Origin of the sequence: Pseudomonas sp. RGM 3321 (genome assembly GCF_022836805.1) — a bacterium.
Classification (GTDB): Bacteria; Pseudomonadota; Gammaproteobacteria; order Pseudomonadales; family Pseudomonadaceae; genus Aquipseudomonas.
In genome coordinates, this window is record NZ_JALHBH010000117.1 from 15,791 (window position 1) to 41,472 (window position 25,682).

Annotated in this window: 25 protein-coding genes; 12 read left to right on the top strand and 13 right to left on the bottom strand. The window is 59.1% G+C overall.

What is annotated here, in order from left to right:
• Window positions 1–6 precede the first annotated feature (6 nt).
• From lptC to RGM3321_RS20280, 8 genes are all read left to right on the top strand, one after another.
• Window positions 7–579, top strand: a complete 573-nt coding sequence (gene lptC, locus RGM3321_RS20245) for an LPS export ABC transporter periplasmic protein LptC (RefSeq protein ID WP_002555087.1) — start codon at window positions 7–9, stop codon at window positions 577–579.
• Window positions 566–1,114, top strand: coding sequence for a lipopolysaccharide transport periplasmic protein LptA (lptA, locus tag RGM3321_RS20250; RefSeq protein ID WP_002555088.1), 549 nt, complete (start codon window positions 566–568; stop codon window positions 1,112–1,114). The genes lptC and lptA overlap by 14 nt, the downstream gene beginning before the upstream one ends.
• Complete coding sequence (gene lptB, locus RGM3321_RS20255; RefSeq protein WP_244394582.1) at window positions 1,115–1,840, top strand: LPS export ABC transporter ATP-binding protein; 726 nt, start codon at window positions 1,115–1,117, stop codon at window positions 1,838–1,840.
• Between the two features lie 182 nt (window positions 1,841–2,022).
• Window positions 2,023–3,516, top strand: a complete 1,494-nt coding sequence (locus RGM3321_RS20260; RefSeq protein WP_244394583.1) for an RNA polymerase factor sigma-54 — start codon at window positions 2,023–2,025, stop codon at window positions 3,514–3,516.
• Window positions 3,517–3,591: 75 nt separating this feature from the next.
• A complete protein-coding gene (raiA, locus tag RGM3321_RS20265; RefSeq protein ID WP_002555091.1) occupies window positions 3,592–3,900 on the top strand; it encodes a ribosome-associated translation inhibitor RaiA in 309 nt (102 codons plus the stop codon).
• Window positions 3,901–3,911: 11 nt separating this feature from the next.
• Window positions 3,912–4,376, top strand: coding sequence for a PTS IIA-like nitrogen regulatory protein PtsN (gene ptsN, locus RGM3321_RS20270; RefSeq protein WP_244394584.1), 465 nt, complete (start codon window positions 3,912–3,914; stop codon window positions 4,374–4,376).
• A gap of 2 nt (window positions 4,377–4,378) precedes the next feature.
• A complete protein-coding gene (gene rapZ, locus RGM3321_RS20275; protein ID WP_002555093.1) occupies window positions 4,379–5,236 on the top strand; it encodes an RNase adapter RapZ in 858 nt (285 codons plus the stop codon).
• Between the two features lie 16 nt (window positions 5,237–5,252).
• Window positions 5,253–5,525, top strand: a complete 273-nt coding sequence (locus RGM3321_RS20280; protein WP_244394585.1) for an HPr family phosphocarrier protein — start codon at window positions 5,253–5,255, stop codon at window positions 5,523–5,525.
• Between the two features lie 183 nt (window positions 5,526–5,708).
• On the opposite strand, the gene RGM3321_RS20285 is transcribed toward RGM3321_RS20280, so the two are convergent.
• The 5 genes from RGM3321_RS20285 to pmbA all read right to left on the bottom strand — a co-directional run bounded on the left by RGM3321_RS20285 (window position 5,709) and on the right by pmbA (window position 10,296).
• Window positions 5,709–6,320 carry a superoxide dismutase gene (locus RGM3321_RS20285; RefSeq protein ID WP_244394586.1) on the bottom strand — a complete coding sequence of 204 codons (612 nt, stop codon included), beginning with the start codon at window positions 6,318–6,320 and terminating at the stop codon, window positions 5,709–5,711.
• A gap of 1 nt (window position 6,321) precedes the next feature.
• Entirely contained in the window at window positions 6,322–6,783 is a 462-nt protein-coding gene (locus tag RGM3321_RS20290) for a DUF2753 domain-containing protein (RefSeq protein ID WP_244394587.1), read from the bottom strand.
• A 34-nt stretch (window positions 6,784–6,817) separates the two neighbouring features.
• On the bottom strand, window positions 6,818–8,194 hold the full coding sequence (locus RGM3321_RS20295) for a class II fumarate hydratase (RefSeq protein WP_244394588.1): 1,377 nt from the start codon (window positions 8,192–8,194) through the stop codon (window positions 6,818–6,820).
• Window positions 8,187–8,582, bottom strand: coding sequence for a hypothetical protein (locus RGM3321_RS20300; RefSeq protein WP_005744985.1), 396 nt, complete (start codon window positions 8,580–8,582; stop codon window positions 8,187–8,189). Before RGM3321_RS20300 ends, RGM3321_RS20295 begins: the two co-directional genes overlap by 8 nt.
• A gap of 367 nt (window positions 8,583–8,949) precedes the next feature.
• Window positions 8,950–10,296 (bottom strand): metalloprotease PmbA, encoded by a 1,347-nt coding sequence (pmbA, locus tag RGM3321_RS20305; RefSeq protein WP_244394589.1) that lies wholly within the window; start codon window positions 10,294–10,296, stop codon window positions 8,950–8,952.
• 107 nt (window positions 10,297–10,403) lie between these two features.
• Here pmbA and yjgA point away from each other — a divergent pair, with 107 nt between their 5' ends.
• A complete protein-coding gene (yjgA, locus tag RGM3321_RS20310; protein ID WP_003364101.1) occupies window positions 10,404–10,925 on the top strand; it encodes a ribosome biogenesis factor YjgA in 522 nt (173 codons plus the stop codon).
• Between the two features lie 48 nt (window positions 10,926–10,973).
• Here yjgA and tldD read toward each other — a convergent pair whose 3' ends face one another.
• The 8 genes from tldD to mreB all read right to left on the bottom strand — a co-directional run bounded on the left by tldD (window position 10,974) and on the right by mreB (window position 22,257).
• Window positions 10,974–12,413, bottom strand: a complete 1,440-nt coding sequence (tldD, locus tag RGM3321_RS20315) for a metalloprotease TldD (RefSeq protein ID WP_002555101.1) — start codon at window positions 12,411–12,413, stop codon at window positions 10,974–10,976.
• A 2-nt stretch (window positions 12,414–12,415) separates the two neighbouring features.
• A complete protein-coding gene (locus RGM3321_RS20320; protein ID WP_244394590.1) occupies window positions 12,416–13,261 on the bottom strand; it encodes a carbon-nitrogen hydrolase family protein in 846 nt (281 codons plus the stop codon).
• 48 nt (window positions 13,262–13,309) lie between these two features.
• Window positions 13,310–17,125 carry a YhdP family protein gene (locus RGM3321_RS20325; RefSeq protein WP_244394591.1) on the bottom strand — a complete coding sequence of 1,272 codons (3,816 nt, stop codon included), beginning with the start codon at window positions 17,123–17,125 and terminating at the stop codon, window positions 13,310–13,312.
• A 181-nt stretch (window positions 17,126–17,306) separates the two neighbouring features.
• Window positions 17,307–18,764: a ribonuclease G gene (gene rng, locus RGM3321_RS20330; RefSeq protein ID WP_004666200.1), complete on the bottom strand. Its 1,458-nt coding sequence runs from the start codon at window positions 18,762–18,764 to the stop codon at window positions 17,307–17,309.
• Entirely contained in the window at window positions 18,761–19,363 is a 603-nt protein-coding gene (locus RGM3321_RS20335; protein ID WP_244394592.1) for a Maf family protein, read from the bottom strand. The genes rng and RGM3321_RS20335 overlap by 4 nt, the downstream gene beginning before the upstream one ends.
• 67 nt (window positions 19,364–19,430) lie before the next feature.
• Window positions 19,431–19,922, bottom strand: a complete 492-nt coding sequence (gene mreD, locus RGM3321_RS20340) for a rod shape-determining protein MreD (protein WP_244394593.1) — start codon at window positions 19,920–19,922, stop codon at window positions 19,431–19,433.
• Window positions 19,915–21,036, bottom strand: a complete 1,122-nt coding sequence (mreC, locus tag RGM3321_RS20345; protein ID WP_347880981.1) for a rod shape-determining protein MreC — start codon at window positions 21,034–21,036, stop codon at window positions 19,915–19,917. The genes mreD and mreC overlap by 8 nt, the downstream gene beginning before the upstream one ends.
• A gap of 183 nt (window positions 21,037–21,219) precedes the next feature.
• Window positions 21,220–22,257, bottom strand: coding sequence for a rod shape-determining protein MreB (gene mreB, locus RGM3321_RS20350; protein WP_002555108.1), 1,038 nt, complete (start codon window positions 22,255–22,257; stop codon window positions 21,220–21,222).
• 205 nt (window positions 22,258–22,462) lie between these two features.
• Here mreB and gatC point away from each other — a divergent pair, with 205 nt between their 5' ends.
• Genes gatC through gatB form a run of 3 tightly spaced genes read left to right on the top strand, consistent with a single transcriptional unit; the run spans window position 22,463 to window position 25,672 of the window.
• Window positions 22,463–22,750, top strand: a complete 288-nt coding sequence (gatC, locus tag RGM3321_RS20355; protein ID WP_002555109.1) for an Asp-tRNA(Asn)/Glu-tRNA(Gln) amidotransferase subunit GatC — start codon at window positions 22,463–22,465, stop codon at window positions 22,748–22,750.
• Between the two features lie 14 nt (window positions 22,751–22,764).
• Window positions 22,765–24,216: an Asp-tRNA(Asn)/Glu-tRNA(Gln) amidotransferase subunit GatA gene (gene gatA / locus RGM3321_RS20360; RefSeq protein ID WP_244394595.1), complete on the top strand. Its 1,452-nt coding sequence runs from the start codon at window positions 22,765–22,767 to the stop codon at window positions 24,214–24,216.
• Between the two features lie 10 nt (window positions 24,217–24,226).
• Entirely contained in the window at window positions 24,227–25,672 is a 1,446-nt protein-coding gene (gene gatB, locus RGM3321_RS20365) for an Asp-tRNA(Asn)/Glu-tRNA(Gln) amidotransferase subunit GatB (RefSeq protein WP_244394596.1), read from the top strand.
• Window positions 25,673–25,682 lie beyond the last annotated feature (10 nt).

The following is a 25,682-nucleotide window of genomic DNA, read 5'->3' on the forward strand; positions in this document are numbered from 1 at the left end:
GCCATTATGTTCACTAAAAAAATTCGCAAGTTCCTGCTGCTCGGGGTACTGGCGCTGCTGCTGGCAGCGGTCGGTTACTGGAATATAAGCCCGGAAAGCTTTATGGATCAGCCGGTATCGACCGTTGACGACACGGTCATCGACTACTATGCAATCAATGCGCACAGCGTGCAGTACCTGCCCGATGGCACGCTCCAGTACGACATGACCTCCGACAAGGTCGAGCACGTGAAAGCAACTGACGTGACCCTGTTGACCACGCCCGACCTGCACATGTACCGCGGTGGCGAGTTTCCATGGCATGTACAGAGCAAGAAAGGCGAGGTTTCGTCCGGCGGCGATCAGGTCGAGCTGATCGATTCCGTTCGTGTCGAGCGTACCGATGAAAAACAACGTACGACTATTATCACTACCAGTCGAATGACCGTATTCCCTCAGAAGCAATATGCGCAGACCGAGCAAGACGTTAGAATCGACGGTGCCGGCGGTGTAACCACGGCCAAGGGAATGAAAGCATATTTGAAAGACAGCAGGATGGACCTGCTGTCCAACGTAAGAGGACAGTATGAGGCTCGTTAAAACTCTTCCTTTATTGCTCGGCCTGGGCGCAGCACTGGGAAGCGCGAGCGCCTGGTCCCTGCCAACCGACCGCGATCAGCCGATCCACATCCAGTCTGACGATGCTCAGCTTGATGACAAGAAAGGCGTAGCAACCTACAAGGGCAACGTCATCATCACCCAGGGCTCGATGAAGATCACCGGTAACACTGTGACGATCACGCGTAATGCCCAGGGTGAAGTGGATGTGTTCACCTCTGTCGGCAATCTGGCTTATTACGAGCAGAAGCCTGCCGTAGACAAACCGATCGTGCAGGCCTATGCCGTCACTATTCAGTACTACGCCGGGCAGGACCGTATCGTCCTCATCGACAAGGCCAAGGTCATCAATGATGGCAACACTTCCGAAGGCGAGAAAATCGTCTATGACACGGTCAGACAGGTCGTCAGCGCCGGTCGGGCCAATGGCGGTGCCAAGGTGACAACACCACGTCCGCGTATCGACATGGTCATCCAGCCGAAAAAGAAAACCGACCAACCTCAGAAGGCCCAGTAAATGGCGACGCTCAAAGCCCAGCATCTGGCTAAAAGCTACAAAAGCCGGCAGGTAGTGCGCGATGTGAGCATTTCCATCGACAGCGGCCAGATCGTCGGGCTGCTGGGCCCCAACGGTGCCGGCAAGACTACCTGCTTTTACATGATCGTAGGTCTGGTCCAGGCTGATCAGGGTCGCGTGCTGATTGACGATCTGGATGTCAGCCATCAACCCATGCACGGTCGCGCCCGAGCCGGCATCGGCTACCTGCCGCAGGAAGCCTCGATTTTCCGCAAGCTGTCAGTGTCAGACAACATCATGGCGATTCTCGAGACCCGCAACGAACTCGATGCCGGAGCACGCCGCAAGGAGCTCGAAAGCCTCTTGCAGGAGTTTCACATCACCCACATTCGCGACAACCTGGGCATGAGCCTGTCGGGTGGCGAGCGCCGCCGTGTGGAAATTGCTCGCGCCTTGGCCACTGCGCCGAAATTCATCCTGCTGGATGAACCGTTCGCAGGCGTAGACCCTATTTCAGTGGGTGATATCAAGCAGATCATTCACCATCTCAAGGCCAAGGGTATCGGCGTACTGATCACCGACCACAACGTCCGTGAAACGCTGGACATCTGCGAAACTGCCTACATCGTCAACGATGGACAGCTGATCGCAGAGGGCGATTCCGAGACCATTCTGGCGAATCAACTGGTGAAAGAGGTCTACCTCGGCCACGAATTCCGCCTTTAATCGACTGCCCTTTGCGCTTGGCGGCCGATTGATGCCAGTGCAGTGTGTTGACAATATTTTATTTGTCATATCACTCTAGGCAAAGGCACAGGTTTCAGGCATATAATTTGCTTAAGTTGGCGCCTCGGCGCCTGTAGTAGATGGCGCATGCGCGCCGGCGAATAAGGTGTTTAGCCCCTGCCATGAAACCATCGCTAGTCTTGAGAATGGGCCAGCAGCTGACGATGACACCGCAGCTGCAACAGGCAATCCGCTTACTCCAGCTTTCCACACTGGACCTCCAGCAGGAGATCCAGGAGGCGCTGGAGTCGAACCCCATGCTGGAACGGCAGGAAGAAGGCGACGACTTCGACAACTCCGACCCGCTTGCCGACAACATCGAACAAAAGCCCAATCCCGACGTTCAAGAGCCGACCTATCAGGAATCCGCGCCTACTGTGGATAACCTTGAAGATGGCGAATGGAGCGAGCGCATTCCCAATGAGCTGCCTGTCGATACCGCCTGGGAAGACATTTACCAGACCAGCGCCAGCAGCCTGCCAAGCAACGATGATGACGAGTGGGACTTCACCACACGCACGTCTGCAGGCGAGAGTCTGCAAAGCCACCTGCTGTGGCAGTTGAACGTCGCCCCGATGTCCGACAAGGACCGCCTGGTGGCTGTCACGCTGATCGACTGCATCAACAACCAGGGCTATCTGGACGAAACCCTCGATGAAATTCTCGAGTCTTTCGATCCCGAGCTGGACATCGAGCTCGACGAAATCGAAGCCGTACTGCACCGCATCCAGCAGTTTGAACCGGCAGGCATCGGTGCCCGAAACCTGAGCGAATGCCTGCTGCTGCAACTGCGCCAGTTGCCAGCGAAAACACCCTGGCTGACGGAAGCGCAGCGACTGGTCACCGACTACATCGACCTGCTGGGAAGCCGCGACTACGGCCAGTTGATGCGGCGCATGAAGATCAAGGAAGATGAGCTGCGCCAGGTCATCGAGCTGGTCCAGAGCCTCAACCCGCGCCCTGGCTCACAAATCGAATCCACAGAAGCCGAGTACGTCATCCCCGATGTAATCGTGCGCAAGGACAACGAGCGCTGGCTGGTTGAGCTCAATCAGGAGTCCGTACCGCGCCTGCGCGTCAATCCGCAATACGCGGGTTTTGTGCGCCGGGCCGATACCAGCGCAGACAACACCTTCATGCGCAACCAGTTGCAAGAGGCGCGCTGGTTCATCAAAAGCCTACAAAGCCGCAACGAGACACTAATGAAGGTCGCCACCCAGATCGTCGAGCATCAGCGCGGCTTTCTTGAGTACGGCGACGAGGCGATGAAGCCGCTTGTCCTGCACGACATTGCCGAGGCAGTGGGCATGCATGAGTCGACCATCTCGCGCGTGACCACCCAGAAGTTCATGCACACGCCACGCGGCATTTACGAGCTGAAATACTTCTTCTCGAGCCATGTGAGCACTTCCGAGGGCGGTGAATGCTCGTCCACGGCAATTCGCGCAATCATCAAAAAACTGGTTGCGGCGGAAAATCAGAAAAAGCCGTTGAGTGATAGCAAGATCGCTGGTTTACTGGAGGCACAAGGCATTCAAGTAGCCCGTCGCACAGTCGCCAAGTACCGCGAGTCACTCGGGATAGCGCCTTCCAGTGAGCGTAAGCGACTGATGTGATGCAGGCCCAGCCACAGCGTCCCAGAGACAGGCGCCATGCCTGTCTCTTTATGCACTGGCAAAGGAGAAAGCTGTATGCAAGTCAACATCAGTGGACACCAACTGGAAGTGACCAAACCCCTTCGTGAATACGTTGAGCTCAAGCTCAAGAAGCTCGAGGGGCATTTTGACAAGATTACCAACGTGCAGGTCACGATGACGGTCGAAAAGCTCAAGCAGAAGATCGAAGCCACGTTGCACATCCATGGTGGAGAGGTCGTTGCCAATGCTGAACATGACGACATGTATGCTGCAATCGACCTGCTCACTGACAAGCTAGACCGACAATTGCTCAAGCATAAGGAAAAGCAGCAAAGCATCCTCAAAGGTGCGGCCGCTCGCTAACGCCCATTTAAATGATCCGAATCGAAAATATCCTGACCCCCGGCCGCTCGCTTGTGAACGTGCCGGGTGGCAGTAAAAAGCGTGTACTCGAAGAAATTGCCAACCTGATCGGTCGTGAAGTACCGGGCATGGTTTCGGACACGGTATTCGCAAGTCTTGTTGCCCGCGAAAAACTGGGTTCGACCGGTTTCGGCAACGGTATTGCCATCCCTCATTGTCGCCTTGCTGACTGCAGCGAGCCTGTCAGTGCAGTCATTCACCTCGCTACGCCCGTGGATTTCGACGCCATCGACGGCGCGCCGGTTGACCTGCTGTTCGTATTGCTGGTCCCGCAAGCTGCTACCGATGAGCACCTGGAGTTACTGCGCCAGATCGCCAGCATGCTTGATGACAAAGACATGCGTAAGCGCCTGCGCGGTGCCGAAAGTGCTGAAGCGCTTTATCAAGTAGTGCTGGACGTGCAGAACGGAAACTGAACATGCGCATGATCATCGTCAGCGGCCGTTCCGGCTCAGGTAAAAGTACAGCCCTCGACGTGCTGGAAGACAACGGTTTTTACTGTGTCGACAACCTGCCTGCCGGACTGCTGCCGGAACTGGCCGAGCGAGCGCTGATCAATACTGAACTGGCCGAGCCCTTGCTGGCGGTATCCATCGATGCGCGAAACCTGCCCAGTCACCTGACCCGCTTTCCGCAAATGCTGGATGAAGTCCGCTCACGCAACATCCAGTGCGACGTGCTTTACCTGGATGCGGATGAAGCAACCCTTCTCAAGCGCTTCTCGGAAACCAGGCGTCGCCATCCTTTGAGTACGGCAGATCGTTCGCTGGCCGAGGCGATACGCGACGAGACAACGCTGCTGGGCCCGATCATCGATCTGGCCGACCTGAAGATCAACACCACCCACCTGAACCTCTATCAGTTGCGCGACGCACTCAAGCTTCGCCTGCTGAACAAACCCGAGCCAGGCACCGCGTTTCTGATCGAATCCTTTGGTTTCAAGCGTGGCATGCCCGTCGACGCAGATCTGGTGTTCGATGTGCGCTGCCTTCCCAACCCGTACTGGAAGCCTGAACTGCGCGACCATTCCGGGCTTGAACAACCGGTTATCGACTATCTGTCGGTGCAGCCCGATGTTGAAGAGATGTTTCAGGACATCTTCGCTTATCTGAACAAATGGTTGCCCCGGTTTGCAGCCAGCAACCGTTCTTACGTTACCATTGCCATCGGCTGCACCGGCGGACATCACCGCTCCGTCTACCTGACCGAACGGCTCGGCCAGGTCTTGCAACAATCACTCAAGAACGTTCAGGTTCGCCACCGCGACCTTAGCTGAAAGGATTTTCACTGCGATGCCCGCTCGTCAAATCACCATCATCAACAAATTGGGCCTGCATGCCCGCGCTGCCGCCAAATTCGTCGGCGTCGCAGGCAAGTTCCCTTGCACGATAAGGGTCGGCCGCTCTGAGCAGACCATGGTCGATGGTAAAAGCATCATGGCCGTGATGATGCTGGCGGCAGGCAAAGGCACCGAGATCCATCTGAAAACCGAAGGCGAATTCGAGCAGGAAGCGCTCGATGGCCTGGTTGAACTGATCAACAACAGGTTTGATGAGGGCGAGTAAGCCCTCAAACACGCCCCTTCCATGATCACCAGCAGTGCATCTGCAACCAGCTCAAACCGTGAGCAATCAGTAACGCCATACCGGCCAACAGCAGCCCGGTGCCTACGACGAGCCGCAACAACCGCACACCGTTGATAGCGAATACTCCTGAGCGCATAAGCTGCCTTGGCCCGGTTACTGGAGTCAGACCAGAGCGGCCTGATAACGTCGAGACACTTCATCCCAATTGATCACGTTGTAGAACGCGTTGATGTATTCGGGGCGACGGTTCTGATAGCGCAGGTAGTAAGCGTGCTCCCATACGTCCAGACCCAGAATCGGCGTATTGCCATTCATCAGCGGGCTGTCCTGATTACCACTGCTTTCAACCACCAGCTTTTTGTCAGGGGTGACGCTCAGCCATGCCCAGCCGCTGCCGAAACGAGTCAATGCGGCTTTGGTAAACGCCGCTTTGAAGCTGTCGTAGCCGCCCAGCTGCTCGTCGATGGCCAAGGCGACAGGGCCTTTTGGCAAACCGCCCCCGCCTGGCACCATTACTTCCCAGAACAACGAATGATTGGCGTGGCCGCCACCCTGGTTGATGACCGCCGGACGCAGGTTTTCAGGCAACTGCTTGATGCTGGCCACCAGTTTCTCGACGGACCAGTCAGCAAACTCCGTACCTTCGACCGCCGCATTAAGGTTGTTGATGTAGGTCTGGTGATGCTTGGTGTAATGGATCTCCATGGTTTGCGCATCGATGTGCGGCTCCAGGGCGTCGTATGCGTAAGGCAGTGTAGGCAAGGTATAAGGCATTTCAATGTGCTCCGTAGAAAAGTCCGGAAGTGGCTGCCGAGTGGCGCTGCAACGATGAGCGCGCGTGCTCGCTGCTGCTGTTCAGCAGCCGATGAGTGCGCGGGTATTCGCCGTGTTCACTGATAAAGCTCAGCAACTCGGCGTAGGTTTTGCTGCTGTGGCGCAAGGCTGCCTCACGGAGCGCCGGAGGAAGACGCTGATCCTGCATGGTCCGCAACAGATGTTGATGAATGGCACACAGGTATTCAGCGCTTTCCTCAGGCTGGCCGAGGCTCAGGTGCAGGTCAGCCAGGTTGTGGTGAGAAATCACACAGGCTGCGACGGCTTCGTCGACATCCGCCCAACGCTCGAACAACACTTGCGCCAACGCCAGCGCCTGAAGGTACAGCTCGCGGGCTTCGACCCACTCGCCCAGATTGAAACAGCGATTGGCCTGCTCGATGGTGCGTTTCCAATGCTGCATGGTCATACCTCCAGGGGACGTTGGCTGGCTGGAATCAAATACCGCCAGCGGTGAGTTTTTCTGGGTTGAGCAGCGCTTCCAGTTCGCTGCGTTGCAAATCGGTGTGCTCAAGGGCGACGTCAATGACCGGGCGGCCCTGCTTGTAAGCGGTCTTGGCAATTTCGGCGGCTTTCTGATAGCCAATGATCGGGTTGAGGGCCGTCACCAGAATCGGATTACGCGAAAGTGCTTCCTTGAGCTTGGATTCATTGACCTTGAAGCTCGCAATCGCCTTGTCAGCCAGCAGCCGACTGGAGTTGGCCAGCAGTTCGATGCTGCTGAGCAGGTTCTGGGCGATGATCGGCAGCATCACGTTAAGCTCGAAGTTGCCGGACTGCCCCGCCACGGTAATCGTCGCGTCGTTGCCGATCACTTGCGCGGCGACCATGGCGGTGGCTTCCGGAATGACCGGGTTGACCTTGCCCGGCATAATCGATGAGCCCGGCTGCAACGCCTCCAGCTCGATCTCACCCAGCCCTGCCAGTGGCCCCGAATTCATCCAGCGCAGGTCGTTGGCAATTTTCATCAGCGACACCGCCGTGGCTTTGAGCTGGCCGGATACCGCGACCGCGGTGTCCTGCGAACCGATCAACGCGAACAGGTTCTTGCCGGGCGCGAATTGCACACCGGTCAACGTGCTCAACTGACGACCGAAACGAACCGAAAACTCAGGATGCGCGTTGATCCCGGTACCGACTGCGGTGCCGCCCTGTGCCAGTGACTGCAGGCTCGGCTGGAGACCTTGCAGATGCTCGACGTTGGCGCGAATCTGCTGTGACCAGCCGTTGAGCACCTGGCTCATGCGCACGGGCATGGCGTCCATCAGATGCGTACGGCCGGTCTTGACGAAGGCATGAACCTGCTCGGCTTTGTGTTCAGTCACTTGCACCAGATGGGCCAGCGCAGGCAGCAGTTGTTCGTGCAGGGCCAGTGCAGCGCTCACATGAATCGTGGTCGGGATGATGTCATTGCTGCTCTGCCCGCAGTTGACGTGGTCATTGGGGTTGACCTCTTCGCCCAGCACGCGCGTGGCCAGTGTGGCGATCACCTCATTGGCGTTCATGTTGGTACTGGTGCCGGAACCGGTCTGAAAGATATCGACCGGAAAATGCGCCATGTAGTCACTGGCCAGCAGGTCCTTCACGGCACTGACAATCGCCCCGCTCTGCCCCTCGCTGATCTGCTCCAGCTCCAGGTTCGCCTGCGCTGCGGCCGCCTTGGCCAGCAACAGGGCGCGAATGAATTGCCGGGGCATACGTTGATGGCTGATCGGAAAGTTTTGCACCGCACGCTGAGTCTGCGCGCCGTAAAGGGCCTCGGCCGGGACCTGTAGCTGGCCCATGCTGTCGCGTTCGATACGGGTATTACTCATCGCAATGTCCTTGCACCAGTTCAGAGAGGGAAATCGAGGGCTGTAGCACGCAGGTCGCCAGTTGATGAACACAGGCTTGCCAGCGCTGACGCCGCGCAGGCGTGGAGGCGATTGCCTGTAAATCACGCAGCGGACGCCAAGCCTGATCCAGACACAGGCAGCGCCAGTGCCACGGCAATGCCGTATCGCGTGCGGTGTCTATCAAAAGACGGAAAGTGGTTTCGGCAATCATGGGCTGGGGCGTGGCGGTAAAACGCGCCAGATAGCGCCCTTCGGCGAGGTAATGCTCGATCAGCCGAGGCTCGTCGGGCTCAAGGGCGCAACGAATCCGCAGACTCAATCCACGCCAGTTTTCCAGATAAGACAGTTCGTGCAGAACAGACCCCATGACCGCAGCTCATCTTAATAATGATATTCATTATTAAATGATATAAAGAATCATTACAAGCGTGATCTTGAGCGAGTGCGTCATACACAGGTGCTGAGATGCCCGCTTTGCTGCCGGTTCCCGGCAGTTCGCGGACGAGTCCGCTCCTACAAAACCTGGATATCCTGGACAAGCGAAGGGCTGCTTCGGCCCGGAGGGCGTCGGAGCGGACTTGTCCGCGAAGGCCTGCAAAGCGGCCCTAAAACAGGCCACCTTGGCTGTATCTGGTGCACCGAGGCGCCTGGTTTTGCTGCCGGTTCCCGGCAGTTCGCGGACGAGTCCGCTCCTACAAAACCTGGTATCGCGGACCAGCGAAGCGTCGCCTGGCTCAGCTACCCGCTACGGTCATACGCTCGATCAGCACCGAGCCGGTACGGATGTTGCTGCGCAGTTCAAGATCGCTGCCAACGGCGACGATCTGCTTGAACATGTCACGCATGTTGCCGGCAATGGTCACTTCCTGAACCGGGAATTGTATCTCACCGTTCTCGACCCAGAAACCTGCTGCGCCCCGCGAATAGTCGCCGGTGACCATGTTCAGTCCGCTGCCCATCAATTCGGTCACCAGCAAGCCACGGCCCATACGTCGAATCAGCGCGGCCTGATCTTCCGAACCATGGGTGACGAACAGGTTATGCACCCCGCCCGCATTGGCGGTGCTCGGCATGCCCAGCTTGCGGCCGGAATAAGTGCTAAGCACATAGGAAACCAGATCGCCGCCTTCGACGAACGGCTTGGCAAACGTCGCCAGACCATCACTGTCGAACGCAGAACTGCCCATTGCGTGCTTCAAGTGCGGACGCTCATCAATGGTCATCCACTCAGGGAACAGCCGCTGACCCAGGGCACCTTCCAGAAATGACGATTTACGGTACAGGTTGCCACCGGAAATGGCACCGAGAAAGCTGCCGAACAGACCACCTGCCAATTCAGCAGCAAACAGCACCGGCACTTCACAGGTCGGCACAGGACGCGCACCCAGGCGGCTCGCCGCACGCAACGCAGCCTTGCGACCAATGCTCTGGGCGTCTGCCAGCAACTCGCCCTGGCGATTGACGTCGTACCAGTAATCACGCTGCATCTGGCCTTCACCCTCGGCAATCATCACGCAACTGAGGCTGTGCCGCGTTGATGCGTAACCGCCAATGAAGCCATTGCTATTGCCATACACACGGCAGCCCTGATGGGTATTGAGGGTGGTGCCGTCGGCGTTCTTGATCCGGCTGTCGGCGTCGAAGGCCGCGGCTTCGCAGATCAGCGCTTTCTCGATGGCCTGCTCGGGCGTTATGTCCCAGGAGTGATAAAGGTCGAAATCCATGACTTCTTTGGCCATCAGCGCAGCATCAGCCAGCCCGGAGCTTTCGTCTTCGGAGGTGTGCTCGGCAATCGCCAGTGCTGCGGCGACGGTTTCGCGAATGGCATCGGCACCCGTGGCCGAGGTGCTGGCCGAGCCTTTGCGCTGCCCGACATACAGGGTGATACCGAAACCCTGATCGCGGTTGAACTCGACGGTTTCAACTTCACGCTGACGGACCGATGTCGACAGCCCCCGATCCACCGACACTGCGACTTCGCAGGCGCTGGCGCCCTGACGCCGGGCTTCGGCGATGATCTGCTCGACCTGCTCCTGCAGTTCGGGCAAGGCTTGCGGACCGACGCTTTGGGTTGCACTCATGACTTTCTCCATCAAATTCTTCTTTCAGCACAGGCCGAATACCGACCGGGCCGGACAAGCGGCCCACGACTGGTTATCATGGCGGCGTTTCTTTGCGGACTGCCCCCATGGTTGATTCTTACGACGACTCCCTCGACGGGGAGAAAAGCAAAACCCAGGTCAAACGAGAGCTGCATGCTCTGGTCGACCTCGGCGAGCGACTGACAACACTCAAAGCCGATGTGCTGGCCAAGCTGCCGCTGACCGACGCTTTGCGCAAGGCCCTGGCCGAAGCGCCCAAGCACACGGCGAACATCGCGCGAAAGCGGCATATTCTGTTCATTGGCAAGCTGATGCGCGATCAGGACCAGGAAGCCATTCTGGTGTTGCTGGACCAACTCGATGCCTCCACTCGCCAATACAACGAACGTTTTCACAATCTGGAGCGCTGGCGTGATCGCCTGATCGCGGGTGATGACGCCGACCTCGAGAAATTCGTTGTCGAATACCCCGATGCCGACCGTCAGCAGCTGCGCTCGCTGATTCGTCAGGCGCAACACGAAGTCGCACGTAACAAACCGCCGGCCACCAGCCGCAAAATCTTCAAATACATCCGTGAGCTGGACGAACTTCAACGCGGTTTGCGTTGATTTCAACCGCGGGGCCGGCAACAGCAAGCGGCCAGCCCCGACTCACTTTCAGCTACCCGTGCCACCCACTGTGATCGCATCGATTTTCAGCGTCGGCTGACCCACACCGACCGGCAGCGACTGGCCATCCTTCCCGCACGTCCCCACGCCGCTGTCCAGCGACAGGTCGTTGCCCACCATCGATACCCTGCTCATGGCTTCCGGCCCGTTACCGATCAAGGTCGCACCCTTGACCGGCGCAGTGATCTTGCCGTCCTCGATCAAATAAGCCTCGCTGGTCGAAAAGACGAACTTGCCGCTGGTGATATCCACCTGACCGCCACCCAGATTGGCGCAGTAAATACCGCGCTTGACCGAGGCGATGATTTCCTGCGGGTCGCTCTGCCCGCCCAGCATGTAGGTATTGGTCATGCGTGGCATCGGCAGGTGCGCATAGGACTCGCGACGACCATTACCAGTGCGTGCGACACCCATCAAGCGGGCATTGAGCTTGTCCTGCATGTAGCCCTTGAGCACGCCGTTCTCAATCAGTGTGGTGCACTCGGTTGGTGTGCCTTCGTCATCGACACTCAGCGAGCCGCGACGCCCTGCGAGGGTACCGTCGTCAACAATCGTGCAAAGTTTCGATGCAACCATCTCGCCCATGCGCCCACTGTAGGCTGAGCTGCCCTTGCGGTTGAAGTCACCTTCAAGACCGTGGCCGACCGCCTCGTGCAGCAGCACGCCGGACCAGCCGGAACCCAGTACCACCGGTAATGTGCCTGCCGGAGCCGGAATCGCTTCCAGGTTGACCAGCGCCTGACGCAACGCTTCGCGCGCGTAGCCCATGGCACGATCATCGGTCAGGAAATAACGGTAATCCGTACGCCCGCCACCGCCATGCCCGCCCCGCTCGCGGCGGCCGTTCTGCTCGACGATGACACTGACGTTGAAGCGCACCAGCGGACGCACATCGGCGGCCAGACTGCCATCGGCGGCGGCCACCAGAATGCGCTCCCAGACACCGGCCATGCTCACCGACACCTGCTGAATACGCGAGTCCAGCGCGCGAGTCGCGACGTCAATGCGTTTGAGCAGTTCGACCTTCTCGGCGCGGCTCAGCACTTCCAGGGGATTATCCGGGGCGTACAACTGGGCCACGTCCTGCGAGGTGAAGGCCTGCACCCGGCCATTCTGTCCGGCGCGGGAGATGGAACGGGCAGCACGGGCAGCGGTGCGCAGTGCGTCCTCAGTGATCGCGTTGCTGTAAGCGAAACCGGTCTTTTCGCCCGACTGAGCGCGCACGCCCACGCCTTGATCTAGATTGAAACTGCCTTCCTTGACGATGCCGTCCTCGAGCGACCAGGACTCGGAGATCATGCCTTGGAAATACAGATCGGCCGCGTCGATACCAGGACCGGCAAGCTCACCGAGCACCGATTGCAGGCTGTCGAGGCTAAGGCCGCCGGGTGCCAGAAGGTGTTCGCTGACTGAGGACAGATCACTCATATTCACTCCGAAGCAGGCCGCATGGCGTCCTGCGAAAAAAAGCGCCGGTGACTGGACACCGGCATCCGCGCCCGTATGGACGCCTGTTCTTGACTGTCGCGCTTGGCCAGCAGCACGGCTTCACCCTGTGCCTGCTCGGCCAGTACGCGGCCCCATGGATCAACGATGGCCGCGTGTCCGTAAGTCTCGCGAGGTCCCGGATGGACCCCGCCCTGTGCCGCCGCCAGCACGTAACACTGGGTTTCGATGGCGCGCGCCCGGATCAAAATATCCCAGTGCGCAGCCCCCGTTACCGCAGTGAACGCTGACGGCGCGGTAATCAGCTCAGCACCAGCCTCCCGCAGCGCGGTGTACAGCTCGGGGAAGCGCAGGTCGTAACAGACTGTCAGCCCTACGCGCCCCACGGGTGTATCGGCGACCACCACATTGTTTCCATGAGCATAGTCATCGGATTCACGGTAGCGGCCCCGATTGTCAGCGACATCCACATCAAACAGGTGCAGCTTGTCATACCGGGCCACCTGCTCACCGTGTTCATCGATCAGCAGCGAACACGCCGTCACCTTGCCATCGGGTCGCTCATCCGGCGGCAGTGGCAAGGTTCCGGCAACAATCCATAACTTGAGGTCGCGAGCGGCCAGTTTCAACCATGGCAGGATTGGCCCTTGCCCATGAGCTTCGGCACGACCGATGTCGGCTACGTCACGCCGACCCATCGCAACAAAGTTTTCGGGCAGCACCGCGAGCCGCGCGCCGCCTTCGGCTGCCTGCTCCAGCAACCGGCGAGCACTGGCCAGATTAGCCTGGACATCACTCTGGCTGACCATCTGAATCACAGCAAAGGACATGGCAACCCGCTCCTTGATGACCTGGCCACCACTGTACTCCATGAGGCGCTACTGGGGCTTTTCAAATGGCTTGTCGAACGTGATCTTCGGCTCCTTCCAGGGCCCTTCGACCTTGTATTGCACGCTGGCGAAACGGGCAACCCTGTCGCCCAGCAACTTGTCGACCAGAAACAGCGCCCCGCCAATGGCGGGCGCGCCAACAATCAGTGCGGCGATCGGCAGGTTATTGGTCACCGGCAAGGTCACCAGCAGCTTCGCATCAACGCGGTCGCGGACCATGTCCAGCGTACCGTTGAGCTCCAGATTACTCGATGGCCCGGTCAGGGTAATCGGGTTGCGGGTCACATAAACGCCATCACTGGCGACCAGCAGCCCTTTGACCCGGTCGTAACTGAGCCCTTTGCCCAGCAGGTCGGAGAAGTCCAGGCGCAGGCGACGGCCGATGGAGTTGAAATTCAACAATCCAAATACCCGCAGCGCCTGAGCACCGCCTTCTACCTCGACAAACTGGCCTCTGTTCAACGTCGCATCCAGGCTGCCGGAATAGCGCTTGAGACCCACCCAGGCAGGCGAACCTGGCCAGCGTCCGTCGACATTCATTTCGAAACTTTCACTGGTGACCGTCGGCGCGAAGTTCCAGGCCTTGAGCACGTCTGCCAGATTCTTGCCTGCCACACGCCCCTTGAACGAGCTGCTGCTAGACCCCGGAGTGCCCTCCCAGGCACCATCGCCCTCGAGCAAAATACCTTTGAGCCCCAGACTCAGGTCGGACATGCGCATACCGGTCGCCGTCGGGCGGGTTTTAAGCGACCAGGCACCCAGTAACTGGTCGCCCTGAAACAGCTGGGCAATCTTCACGTCCAGCGCAGGAATATTGTGCGGGTCGATATCCGCCAGAGGGTCAGGCGCGTTCTCGACCACCGCCGCATTCGGATCAGACGCAGGCAGTCGCACGTAGAGCATGTTGATACCGATCGGCGCGGACTTCGCGTCGGGTAGCAAGGCAGTGCCCTTGGCCAGCGCGCTGTCCAGCGACAAGGCCCATGCCGCGGCATTGCGCTGCAATTGAACACGCACGTTATCCAGCGTGGTGCCCATCGCCGTCAGCTTGCCGATCTGTAGGTCGACGCTGTTAAGCAGTTGTTTTGCGCTGCCGCCCGGATCATTACCGGTATATCGTCCAGCCAGTTCCTGCCAGGGCGCTACGTCCAGCTCAGACAATTCGCCACGAATCCGCAGCCCTTTGGAGTCCGGCACTATCGCCCCGCCGCGCCCGAGATAAAGCTCGCCGCGACCGTCGGCAAATTTGCCATTCGGTGCGGCAAAAGCAAAGTTGGCCTGATCGTTATACGCCGCACCAAGCCTGCGCTCCGCGCCTTGCAGGGTCATGCGGAATTCGCTGGGACGCTCCTCCTCGGCAGTCTTGCCAAACGGTGCAGGCAGATCGATTGCCACGCCCTTGAGTGTGGAGTTGATCACCAGTGGGCTGTCCTTGCTGTCCAGAGTCAATTGCAGCTGATACGGCAAGTCACCCGACACCGGCAGCGGCTGGGTAACGCTCAACCAGTCGGTCAGGCGCTTCACGGTAATCTGCCCGCTTGCCACAATGCGTGTCACGTTGTCGCCTGGCTTGCCTTCGGCGGAGATTTCTGCGGTCACGGGACGATCAAATGCTTGCGCCTTGATGCCCTTGCCGCTCAGCCCTTTGGCGCTGTCAAAGCGGAAATCGCCCTTGAGGCGGGTCAATTCCAGCACCGGGTCGACCAGCTTCAGACGCGCATTGTCGGTACTGAAATCCACCACAACCTTTGGCTCGACGCCCTTGGCCAGCGGGATATTAAGCTTCAGCTTGCCATCCAGCGGACCTTCCCCGGTCCATCCGGCAAACGTGCTGGCCGTGCCGATGGGCGCTTGCTGGAGAATCTTCAGGCCATCGATCAGATTGCCGGAGAAACTGCCATCGACCAGCAGGTGGCTGTCCTGACCTGCCGGGACGTGGGGAATATTGACCAGCACGTTGCTTATTTTGGTATCGAGCAACTGCCCTTTGCTTGCCTTGACTCGCACGCCGCTGTTTTCGACGTAGACCTTGCCGTCGACACCGGTCAACGAAGGCCAGCCCGGCTGGAAAGCCAGCGTTGCGTTGCTGACATCGAAAAACAGGCTGATGACGCGCGCGGTGTCGGGCGAACTCTTGTTCAGCGACCCTTGATACTGAAAGAAGCCCTGCTTGACCGCACCACTCACCACAGCGGTACGCAACCAGCGATCGAGCTCGGGACTGAGGGCTGTAGGCAGATACTTGCTGGTGTAACGACCATCGCCGTCGACCATGCCGACCCGCAGGTCCATGTAGTCTTCCTGATCATGGCTGAGATGAATCCTGATCAGAAAGTCTGCCGCGATCTTGCCTTCGTCGCCGAGCACCTTGATATACGGAGCGATCAGGGTGAACGCCTGATCATCGAGTTTCCAGTTCAGACGGGCATTGGCCTTCTGGTAGCGCCAGGGCTTGGCGAAGATAGGGTCCAGATGAAGCATAAAGTCATTGGTGTCGAGCCGCAGTTCGCCATGGCCCAGATCGCCGCTGATGGCGCCGGTGACATTTTCGGCCGCCGGGGCCCCGCGATAGGCGTTGAAACCCACCTTGTCCAGATTGGCGGCAAAGCCCAAGCGCTTGTCGCCGGTTGCCTGTGGCCGGTAATCCAGCAACACGTTACGCAGCCCGCCCGTCACCTTGAGGCCGTCGACCACTGCCATGGCTTTCTCCGGCAACGGCGCGAGGGAGTCGATCAGCGGCGTGAGCGGTGTAAGGTCCAGGCGATCGGCCTGCACATGCAAGAGTTCTTCGCTGTCGGGCGTCGCAGCGGTTTGCGTGAGTTGCAGGCGGCTTTCCCAGCGCTTGTCGCCCAGACTCATCGCCAGTGAATCGAGTTTCAGGTCGAAACCTGTGTCGGTGCGCGCAAACCAGGCGTTGAGCGCGAGGTTGTCGACCGTCGAGGGTTTGCGACCGGCATAAGCGCCTTTGACATGCGGCGCATTAAGCCGCGCAGTCGCACTTTGCACAGTGCCCTTGCCCCAGCTCATCCACAGCTCGCCACCGGCCTGCAGCTTCGACAGTGTCCATTCCCGCGTGAGGCTTTTTGGCAGCCACTTGGCCCAGTCGCTTTGCGGCAGGCTGGCATAGACATCTGCCTCGCCGTCCTTCCACTGACTGGCCTGGATACGCGAACGCACATTCAGCGCAAACGGCTGGCCATCCGGCAGCGTCAGGCGCGCATCAAGGCGCTGGTGATAACTGCCAGTGGCCAGACTGAGGTTTACATAGGTCAGGGTCAGCGGCGCAGCGTCAAACGGTTGCACAGTGACCTGGCTGTCGAGCAGCGACAAGTGCGAGACCATCTGCATCTGCTCAAGCACTTGCCCGGGGTCGAACGGGCTGTCGTTGCGCACTGGCAAGCCCTGTACCGACCAGTTGCCCTCCTTGTCCTGCCTGAGCATGAACTGCAGGCCGTCCACCTCGAGATGAGCAATACGCACTTGACGCGCCAGCAGGCTTTCCCAGAGGTCGGGAACAACCCTCACACGATCAAGACGCACAGCACTGGAACCCTCTCCGACCATGACGTCGTGGGCCAGAAATACCGGGGCAAACCGGCTCCAGCTGCCTTCCAGGCTGCCAATACTCAACGGCATGCCCAGCGCGCTGCTGGCCCTGGTTTCCACATCGACACGGTATTCGGCAACCAGCGGCGCAAGCTGACGCCCGAGACTTACGTACAACGCCGCGAGCACCAAAATCAGTGCGCACAGGCTCAGACCCCAACGGGTCAGGGTTGCAACAAAACGAGGAAGACGTCCCATCTCAGGATGCCCTCCGCTGCGGGATGCAAGCAGCGGAATCGGCGAATCGATTCCGGCTCAGGTGTGCAGGTGCGTTCAGGTACAGGTTTTGCTCGTTTCCCACGCATCATTCTCGATCAAACGGCATACCTGCCAGAAACCCGAAGGGCACTTGTCATCATATTTCAAACGATCAGCACCCTCAGAGCAGCACCACGTCGTATTGTTCCTGCGAGTACATGGTTTCTACCTGAAAACGGATGGTCCGGCCAATGAAGCTCTCCAGTTCAGCCACATTGCCCGACTCCTCGTCGAGCAAGCGGTCAACCACACGCTGATTGGCCAGAACCCGATAACCGACCGCCTGATAGGCTCTGGCTTCTCGCAGGATCTCGCGAAAGATTTCATAGCAAATGGTCTCAGGGGTTTTCAGCTTGCCCCGGCCCGCACAGCAATGGCAGGGCTCGCAGAGCACTTGCTCAAGACTTTCACGGGTGCGCTTGCGGGTCATCTGCACCAGGCCAAGCTCGGTGATACCGATGATATTGGTCTTGGCGTGATCGCGCTCCAGCTGTTTCTCCAGCGTGCGTAACACTTGACGCTGGTGTTCACCGTCTTCCATGTCGATGAAATCGATAATGATGATGCCGCCCAGATTGCGCAGGCGCAGCTGCCGGGCAATGGCTGTCGCGGCTTCCAGGTTGGTCTTGAAGATGGTTTCTTCAAGGTTGCGATGCCCCACAAACGCACCGGTATTGACGTCGATGGTGCTCATCGCCTCGGCCGGATCGACCACCAGATAACCACCGGACTTGAGCGGCACCTTGCGCTCGAGAGCTTTCTGGATTTCATCCTCGACCCCATAGAGGTCGAAGATCGGCCGTTCGCCCGGATAATGCTCCAGCCTGTCGGCAATTTCCGGCATCAGCTCGGCCACGAACTGGGTGGTTTTCTGAAAGGTTTCCCGCGAGTCGATGCGGATTTTCTCGATGCGCGGGCTGACCAGGTCACGCAAGGTACGCAGGGCCAGGCCCAAGTCCTCGTAAATCACTGTCGGCGGGCTGACGGTCTTGATCTGCTCGCCGATCTGATCCCAGAGCCTGCGCAGATAGCGGATATCCATGAGAATTTCGTCAGCACCGGCACCTTCGGCAGCGGTGCGCAGAATAAAGCCTCCGGCCTCCTTGATACCTTCCAGGGCGACGCAATCGCTGACAACTTTTTTCAGTCGCTCACGCTCGGCCTCGTCCTCGATTTTCAGGGAAATGCCTACATGCGCAGTGCGCGGCATGTACACCAGATACCGTGACGGAATGGAGAGCTGGGTAGTCAGCCGCGCGCCTTTGCTGCCGATGGGGTCCTTGGTGACTTGCACCACCAGGCTCTGGCCGTCATGCACCAGCGACGCAATGCTCTCGACGGCAGGCCCTTCACGCATGGATATTTCCGATGCATGAATGAATGCCGCGCGGTCCAGACCGATGTCGATGAACGCCGCCTGCATGCCGGGAAGCACCCGCACTACCTTGCCTTTGTAGATATTGCCGACGATGCCCCGGCGCTGGGTACGCTCGACGTGCACCTCTTGCAGAACACCGTTTTCTACCACTGCCACCCGTGATTCCATCGGGGTGATGTTGATCAGGATCTCTTCACTCATGACTCGTCACCTTCCAGGCATTGCCAGCAGGGTATGCCGAAATGGCCAAGCAGTTCTGCGGTTTCACACAGAGGCAGACCAACCACCCCAGAATAGCTGCCTTGCAGGCCCTCGACGAAAATCGCTGCCAGCCCTTGAATGGCATAGCCTCCGGCCTTGTCAGCAGGCTCGCCACTGGCCCAGTAGGCTTGTGCCTCACCGGGTTGAATCGGGCGAAAACGCACGCGACTGGTCACAATACGGGTTTCACTGCGATGCCGATCACTGAGCGCGACGGCAGTCATCACTTCATGCTCGCGCCCGGACAGCGCCGTCAGCATGGCCAGAGCATCCGCCTCATCGACCGGCTTGCCGAGAATGCGCCCATCAAGCACCACCGCCGTGTCCGCGCCCATGACGCAGGCCTGTTGTTCGGCCGCCAGCACAGACAGCCCGGCCTGAGCCTTGCCAAGCGCAAGACGCTCGACGTAGGCAGCCGGGGTTTCGTGGTCGAAGGGGGTTTCGTCAATCTGAGCGTTCAGTACGGTAAAAGGCACACCGATCTGAGTCAGAAGTTCGCGGCGGCGCGGCGAGCCAGAAGCCAGATAAAGCGAGGGCATAAGGACATCTCCGTGTCTGTTCGGGTGAACGCCAGGGACGCAGCGGGGCGTCGCGCTCACCTTGCGCTTAATTGATTTTCAAACGTTTGCGCAATCCACGCAGGCCATAGCTGATCCAGGGCCACAACAGGGCACTGACCAACGCGGGTAAAACCAGCGCCAGCGTAGGCTGACGGTTACCGGTCAATGCACTCAGCCACAGCTGCGCAAGCTGCGCCACACCGAATACGACCAACAGCACCAGACATTGCTGCCACATGGGGAACATACGCAGTCGCTGCTGCAGGGACATCACCAGAAACGTGATCAGGCTGAGTATCAGCGCATTCTGGCCAAGCAATGTGCCATACAGCACATCTTCCATCAGCCCCAGTATCCACGCAGTGGTCATACCGTATTTGTGCGGCAGCGCCAGAACCCAGAAGGTCAGCAACAGGGCCAGCCACAAGGGCCGGAAGATTTCCATGAATTGCGGCAACGGCGAAACGCTCAGCAACAGACCGATCGCAAACGTCAGCCAGACCACCCAACCATTGCGCCCGGAAACATGACTAACCATCGATAGGCTCCCGAGCAGTGGAAGGTCTTGAAGCAGGCGGCTGGGAAGCAGCAGGCCGGGCGGCTGGCCTTGCCGGTGTCACAGGCGTTGCCGCTGGTGCTTGTGCTGGCGTCGTCGATTGCGCAGCAGGCTTATGCGTTGCAGTGCTGCCCGGAAATACCGGAACAGTTGCCTGCGGCCACATCGGGAAAGCAGGTGTCGGCGGCGGCAGGGTCGCCATTACCGAAGGCTCGATGCCCTTGTCGATGGATTCCTGCGCTTGTGCTGCGTCGGCAGCGCGCTCTTCCGGCGAACGACCGTCCGAGAACACCAGCAATAGATAACGGCTGCGATTCAATGCGGCGGTAGGCACGGCACGCACGATTGCGAACGGCTGGCCGGAGTCGTGAATCACTTCCTTGACCGTTGCCACCGGGTAGCCAGCCGGGAAGCGCTGACCCAGACCGGAACTGACCAGCAGATCGCCCTCTTTGATGTCGGCAGTATCTGCCACATGCCGAAGCTCCAGCCGTTCGGGGTTGCCGGTGCCGCTGGCGATGGCGCGCAGACCATTGCGATTCACCTGCACCGGAATGCTGTGGGTCGTATCAGTCAGCAGCAGGACCCGCGAGGTGTACGGCATCAACTCGACAACCTGGCCCATCAGGCCACGCGCATCGAGCACCGGCTGGCCCAGCACAACGCCGTCGCGCTCGCCCTTGTTGATGATGATGCGATGGGTGAAGGGGTTCGGGTCCATGCCAATCAACTCGGCGACCTCGACCTTTTCGTTGACCAGCGCAGAAGAATTCAGCAACTCACGCAGACGAACGTTCTGCTCGGTCAGTGCCGCCAGCTTTTGCAGGCGACCTTGCAGGAGCAACGCTTCGGTCTTGAGTTTTTCGTTTTCGGCGATCAGCTCTGTGCGGCTGCCGAACTGACTGGCAACGCCTTGATACAAACGTTGCGGCAGATCAACGATCCAGTAGGACTGCATGAGCACCATCGACATCTGGCTGCGCACGGGCTTGAGGATCGTAAAGCGGGCGTCGACAACCATCAACGCAACCGACAGAACGGTCAGCACCAGCAGACGTACGCCCAGCGACGGGCCTTTTGCGAAAAGCGGTTTAATAGGCCGCTCCTCCGGGGCATACGATCGTTGGATCGAACTTCGATTGGCAATTATTCATGCGGTATGTAACCGGCCTGGACAAATGAAAGGGATAGGCACCCTGTTTCGGTGTCAGCACGACGCATACAGGTAGCACATACGCTACCTGCATACAAAAGACTCCGTGAAAGGCACCCCGGCGAATTACTCGCTGGAGAGCAGATCCATGGTGTGCTTATCCATCATTTCCAGCGCACGGCCACCGCCGCGCGCCACGCAGGTCAGCGGGTCTTCGGCAACGATCACCGGCAGACCTGTTTCCTGAGCCAGCAATTTGTCCAGATCACGCAGCAATGCACCGCCACCGGTAAGGACCAGACCACGCTCGGCGATGTCCGAAGCCAGCTCCGGAGGCGACTGCTCCAGAGCGCTCTTGACCGCCTGAACGATGGTCGCCAGTGACTCCTGAAGCGCTTCGAGCACTTCGTTGGAGTTCAGGGTGAACGCACGTGGCACGCCTTCAGCCAGGTTGCGGCCGCGGACGTCGACTTCACGTACTTCACCGCCCGGGTAGGCCGTACCGATTTCCTGCTTGATACGCTCGGCAGTGGACTCGCCGATCAGGCTGCCGTAGTTACGACGCACATAGGTGATGATCGCTTCGTCGAAACGGTCACCGCCGACACGTACGGATTCGGCATACACCACACCGTTCAGGGAAATCAGGGCGATTTCGGTGGTGCCGCCACCGATGTCGACAACCATCGAACCGCGAGCTTCTTCCACCGGCAGACCGGCACCGATTGCAGCAGCCATCGGCTCTTCGATCAGGAATACTTCACGTGCACCTGCACCCAGGGCAGATTCGCGAATGGCACGACGCTCAACCTGGGTGGATTTGCACGGAACGCAGATCAGCACACGAGGGCTGGGCTGCAGAAAGCTGTTTTCGTGGACCTTGTTGATGAAGTACTGCAACATTTTTTCGCAGACGCTGAAGTCGGCGATAACGCCGTCTTTCATGGGACGAATGGCTGCAATGTTGCCTGGAGTACGGCCCAGCATGCGCTTGGCTTCGGTACCGACGGCTACGACACTCTTCTGGTTGCCGTGAGTACGAATGGCAACGACAGAGGGTTCATTCAGAACGATACCGCGCTCACGCACGTAGATAAGGGTGTTGGCAGTGCCCAGGTCGATGGATAGATCACTGGAAAACATGCCACGCAGTTTCTTGAACATGGGAAAGGGACCCTAGGGAACGCGTGGTAAAAAAAGTGCGGCAAACTCTAACAACGACAGGGATTTTGGGCAAGGAGCCAATATGCTAAATTGGCGGTTTTCCGAACACGACCCTCGACGTTAGCGGCTTGAGACAGTAATAACGCGATAGTGTTCCGCAATTGGCAACAAAGCAAATCCATAAGCATTCCACTGGAGATACCCCATGGCGCTTGAACGCTCCGACGTGGAAAAGATCGCTCATCTGGCCCGACTGGGTCTCAATGACGCCGATATCCCGCGTACCACCGAAGCACTGAACAGCATTCTTGGGCTGGTCGATCAGATGCAAGCGGTCGACACCACTGGCATCGAGCCGCTGGCTCACCCGCTGGAAGCCACCCAGCGCCTGCGCGAAGACGCCGTCACCGAGCGAAATCGCCGTGACACTTACCAAGCCATCGCACCAGCGGTCCAAGACGGCCTCTATCTGGTTCCGAAAGTCATCGAGTAAGGGAAAGCGCCTGCATGCATCAAATGACTCTGGCCGAGATCGCTCGCGGACTCGCCGAAAAAAAGTTTTCTTCTGAAGAGCTGACCCGCGTTCTGCTGTCGCGTATCGCGACGCTCGACCCGCAGCTCAACAGCTTCATCAGCCTCACCGAAGACCTGGCCATCACTCAGGCCCAGGCGGCAGACGCTCGGCGCTCCGCCGGTGAGAACGGCCCACTGCTCGGCGCCCCGCTGGCGCACAAGGACCTGTTCTGCACCCAGGGCATTCGTACCAGCTGCGGCTCGCTGATGCTCGACAATTTCAAGGCCCCGTATGACGCCGCTGTGGTTTCGCGACTGGCCTCTGCCGGTACGGTGACGCTGGGTAAGACCAACATGGACGAATTCGCCATGGGTTCGGCCAACGAATCCAGCCATTACGGCGCGGTGAAAAACCCGTGGAATCTGGAATGCGTGCCCGGTGGTTCTTCCGGTGGTTCGGCTGCGGCGGTTGCTGCACGCCTGCTACCTGCGGCAACCGGCACCGACACCGGCGGCTCGATTCGCCAGCCTGCGGCACTGACCAACCTCACCGGCCTCAAACCTACCTACGGTCGTGTGTCGCGCTGGGGCATGATTGCCTACGCTTCAAGCCTCGATCAGGCAGGGCCAATGGCGCGCACCGCTGAAGATTGCGCACTGCTGCTGCAAGGCATGGCCGGCTTCGACCCACAGGACTCGACCAGCATCGACGAGCCGGTTCCGGACTACTCAGCCTGCCTCAACACCTCGCTCAAGGGCCTGCGTATTGGCGTGCCGAAAGAGTATTTCAGCGCGGGCCTGGACCCGCGTATCGCGCAATTGGTGCATGAAAGCGTCAAGGAGCTGGAAAAACTCGGTGCGGTCGTCAAGGAAGTCAGCCTGCCAAACCTGCAACACGCAATTCCGGCCTACTACGTCATCGCTCCGGCTGAGGCATCGTCCAACCTGTCGCGTTTCGACGGCGTGCGTTTCGGCTACCGCTGCGAAGACCCGAAAGACCTGACCGACCTGTACAAGCGCTCCCGCGCCGAAGGCTTTGGCCCGGAAGTCCAGCGCCGCATCATGGTCGGCGCCTATGCGCTGTCGGCGGGCTACTACGACGCTTACTACCTGCAAGCGCAGAAAATCCGTCGCCTGATCAAGAACGACTTCATGAGCGCGTTCGCCGATGTCGACGTGATTCTCGGCCCGACCACGCCCAACCCGGCCTGGAAGATCGGCGCCAAGACCAACGATCCGATTGCCGAATACCTGGAAGACTTCTACACCATCACCGCCAACCTGGCGGGCCTGCCCGGCTTGTCGATGCCTGCTGGCTTCGTCGACGGTCTACCGGTCGGCGTGCAACTGCTCGCTCCGTATTTCCAGGAAGGCCGTCTCTTGAATGTGGCGCATCAGTATCAGCAAGTCACCGACTGGCACACTCGCGCACCTGAAGGCTTCTGAGGAGAAACACATGCAATGGGAAGTCGTCATCGGGCTGGAGATTCATACCCAGCTTTCGACCCAATCAAAGATTTTTTCCGGTAGCGCGACCACGTTCGGCTCCGAGCCCAACACGCAGGCCAGCCTCGTCGATCTGGGCATGCCTGGCGTATTGCCGGTGCTGAACAAGGAAGCCGTGCGCATGGCCGTCAAGTTCGGCCTAGCCGTCAACGCCGAAATCGGCCAGCACAACGTGTTCGCCCGCAAGAACTACTTCTACCCCGACCTGCCCAAGGGCTATCAGATCAGCCAGATGGAGCTGCCGATTGTCGGCAAGGGCCACCTGGACATAACTCTGGAAGACGGTACGGTCAAGCGCATCGGTATCACCCGTGCGCACCTTGAGGAAGACGCAGGCAAAAGCTTGCACGAAGACTTCCAGGGCATGACCGGTATAGACCTGAACCGTGCCGGCACGCCGCTGCTGGAAATCGTTTCCGAGCCGGACATGCGCAGTGCCAAGGAAGCCGTGGCCTATGTAAAGGCCATCCATGCGATTGTCCGTTACCTGGGCATCTGTGACGGCAACATGGCCGAAGGCTCGCTGCGTTGCGACTGCAACGTGTCGATTCGCCCGAAGGGCCAGGTCGAGTTCGGCACACGTTGCGAGATCAAGAACGTCAACTCGTTCCGCTTCATCGAGAAGGCGATCAACAGCGAGATCCAGCGCCAGATCGATCTGATCGAAGACGGTGGCAAGGTTATCCAGCAGACCCGCCTGTACGACCCAAACACCAACGAAACCCGCGCCATGCGCAGCAAGGAGGAAGCCAACGACTACCGTTACTTCCCCGACCCCGACCTGCTGCCGGTGATCATCGAGGATTCGTTCCTCGAGGAAACCCGCGCCACATTGCCGGAACTGCCACCGCAGAAGCGCGAACGTTTCCAGAGTCAGTTCGGCCTGTCGACTTACGATGCCAGTGTGCTGGCCTCCAGCCGCGAGCAGGCTGATTACTTCGAGCAGGTGGTCAGCATCAGCGGTGACGCCAAGCTGGCCGCCAACTGGGTAATGGTCGAACTGGGCAGCCTGCTGAACAAACAGGACCTGGAAATCGAACAGTCGCCGGTCAGTGCCGAACAACTGGGCGGCATGCTCAAGCGCATCACCGACAACACCATTTCCGGCAAGATCGCGAAAATGGTGTTTGAGGCGATGGCCAATGGCGAAGGCAGTGCCGATGAAGTCATCGACAAACGCGGCCTGAAGCAGGTAACCGACAGCGGTGCCATCGAGTCGATGCTCGACGAGATGCTGGCTGCCAACGCGGAGCAGGTCGAACAATATCGCGCCGCTGATGAAGCCAAGCGCGGCAAGATGTTCGGTTTCTTCGTCGGTCAGGCAATGAAAGCCTCCAAAGGCAAGGCCAACCCGCAGCAGGTCAACGAGCTGCTGAAGGCCAAGCTGGAAGGCTGATCCCGAGTAC

Excerpts from the sequence above, each read along its gene's own strand:
- lptC (WP_002555087.1), top strand. The coding sequence starts at position 7 with ATGTTCACTAAAAAAATTCGCAAGTTCCTGCTGCTCGGGGTACTGGCG.
- lptA (WP_002555088.1), top strand. The coding sequence starts at position 566 with ATGAGGCTCGTTAAAACTCTTCCTTTATTGCTCGGCCTGGGCGCAGCA.
- lptB (WP_244394582.1), top strand. The coding sequence starts at position 1,115 with ATGGCGACGCTCAAAGCCCAGCATCTGGCTAAAAGCTACAAAAGCCGG.
- RGM3321_RS20260 (WP_244394583.1), top strand. The coding sequence starts at position 2,023 with ATGAAACCATCGCTAGTCTTGAGAATGGGCCAGCAGCTGACGATGACA.
- raiA (WP_002555091.1), top strand. The coding sequence starts at position 3,592 with ATGCAAGTCAACATCAGTGGACACCAACTGGAAGTGACCAAACCCCTT.
- ptsN (WP_244394584.1), top strand. The coding sequence starts at position 3,912 with ATGATCCGAATCGAAAATATCCTGACCCCCGGCCGCTCGCTTGTGAAC.
- rapZ (WP_002555093.1), top strand. The coding sequence starts at position 4,379 with ATGCGCATGATCATCGTCAGCGGCCGTTCCGGCTCAGGTAAAAGTACA.
- RGM3321_RS20280 (WP_244394585.1), top strand. The coding sequence starts at position 5,253 with ATGCCCGCTCGTCAAATCACCATCATCAACAAATTGGGCCTGCATGCC.
- RGM3321_RS20285 (WP_244394586.1), bottom strand. The coding sequence starts at position 6,320 with ATGCCTTATACCTTGCCTACACTGCCTTACGCATACGACGCCCTGGAG.
- RGM3321_RS20290 (WP_244394587.1), bottom strand. The coding sequence starts at position 6,783 with ATGCAGCATTGGAAACGCACCATCGAGCAGGCCAATCGCTGTTTCAAT.
- RGM3321_RS20295 (WP_244394588.1), bottom strand. The coding sequence starts at position 8,194 with ATGAGTAATACCCGTATCGAACGCGACAGCATGGGCCAGCTACAGGTC.
- RGM3321_RS20300 (WP_005744985.1), bottom strand. The coding sequence starts at position 8,582 with ATGGGGTCTGTTCTGCACGAACTGTCTTATCTGGAAAACTGGCGTGGA.
- pmbA (WP_244394589.1), bottom strand. The coding sequence starts at position 10,296 with ATGAGTGCAACCCAAAGCGTCGGTCCGCAAGCCTTGCCCGAACTGCAG.
- yjgA (WP_003364101.1), top strand. The coding sequence starts at position 10,404 with ATGGTTGATTCTTACGACGACTCCCTCGACGGGGAGAAAAGCAAAACC.
- tldD (WP_002555101.1), bottom strand. The coding sequence starts at position 12,413 with ATGAGTGATCTGTCCTCAGTCAGCGAACACCTTCTGGCACCCGGCGGC.
- RGM3321_RS20320 (WP_244394590.1), bottom strand. The coding sequence starts at position 13,261 with ATGTCCTTTGCTGTGATTCAGATGGTCAGCCAGAGTGATGTCCAGGCT.
- RGM3321_RS20325 (WP_244394591.1), bottom strand. The coding sequence starts at position 17,125 with ATGGGACGTCTTCCTCGTTTTGTTGCAACCCTGACCCGTTGGGGTCTG.
- rng (WP_004666200.1), bottom strand. The coding sequence starts at position 18,764 with ATGAGTGAAGAGATCCTGATCAACATCACCCCGATGGAATCACGGGTG.
- RGM3321_RS20335 (WP_244394592.1), bottom strand. The coding sequence starts at position 19,363 with ATGCCCTCGCTTTATCTGGCTTCTGGCTCGCCGCGCCGCCGCGAACTT.
- mreD (WP_244394593.1), bottom strand. The coding sequence starts at position 19,922 with ATGGTTAGTCATGTTTCCGGGCGCAATGGTTGGGTGGTCTGGCTGACG.
- mreB (WP_002555108.1), bottom strand. The coding sequence starts at position 22,257 with ATGTTCAAGAAACTGCGTGGCATGTTTTCCAGTGATCTATCCATCGAC.
- gatC (WP_002555109.1), top strand. The coding sequence starts at position 22,463 with ATGGCGCTTGAACGCTCCGACGTGGAAAAGATCGCTCATCTGGCCCGA.
- gatA (WP_244394595.1), top strand. The coding sequence starts at position 22,765 with ATGCATCAAATGACTCTGGCCGAGATCGCTCGCGGACTCGCCGAAAAA.
- gatB (WP_244394596.1), top strand. The coding sequence starts at position 24,227 with ATGCAATGGGAAGTCGTCATCGGGCTGGAGATTCATACCCAGCTTTCG.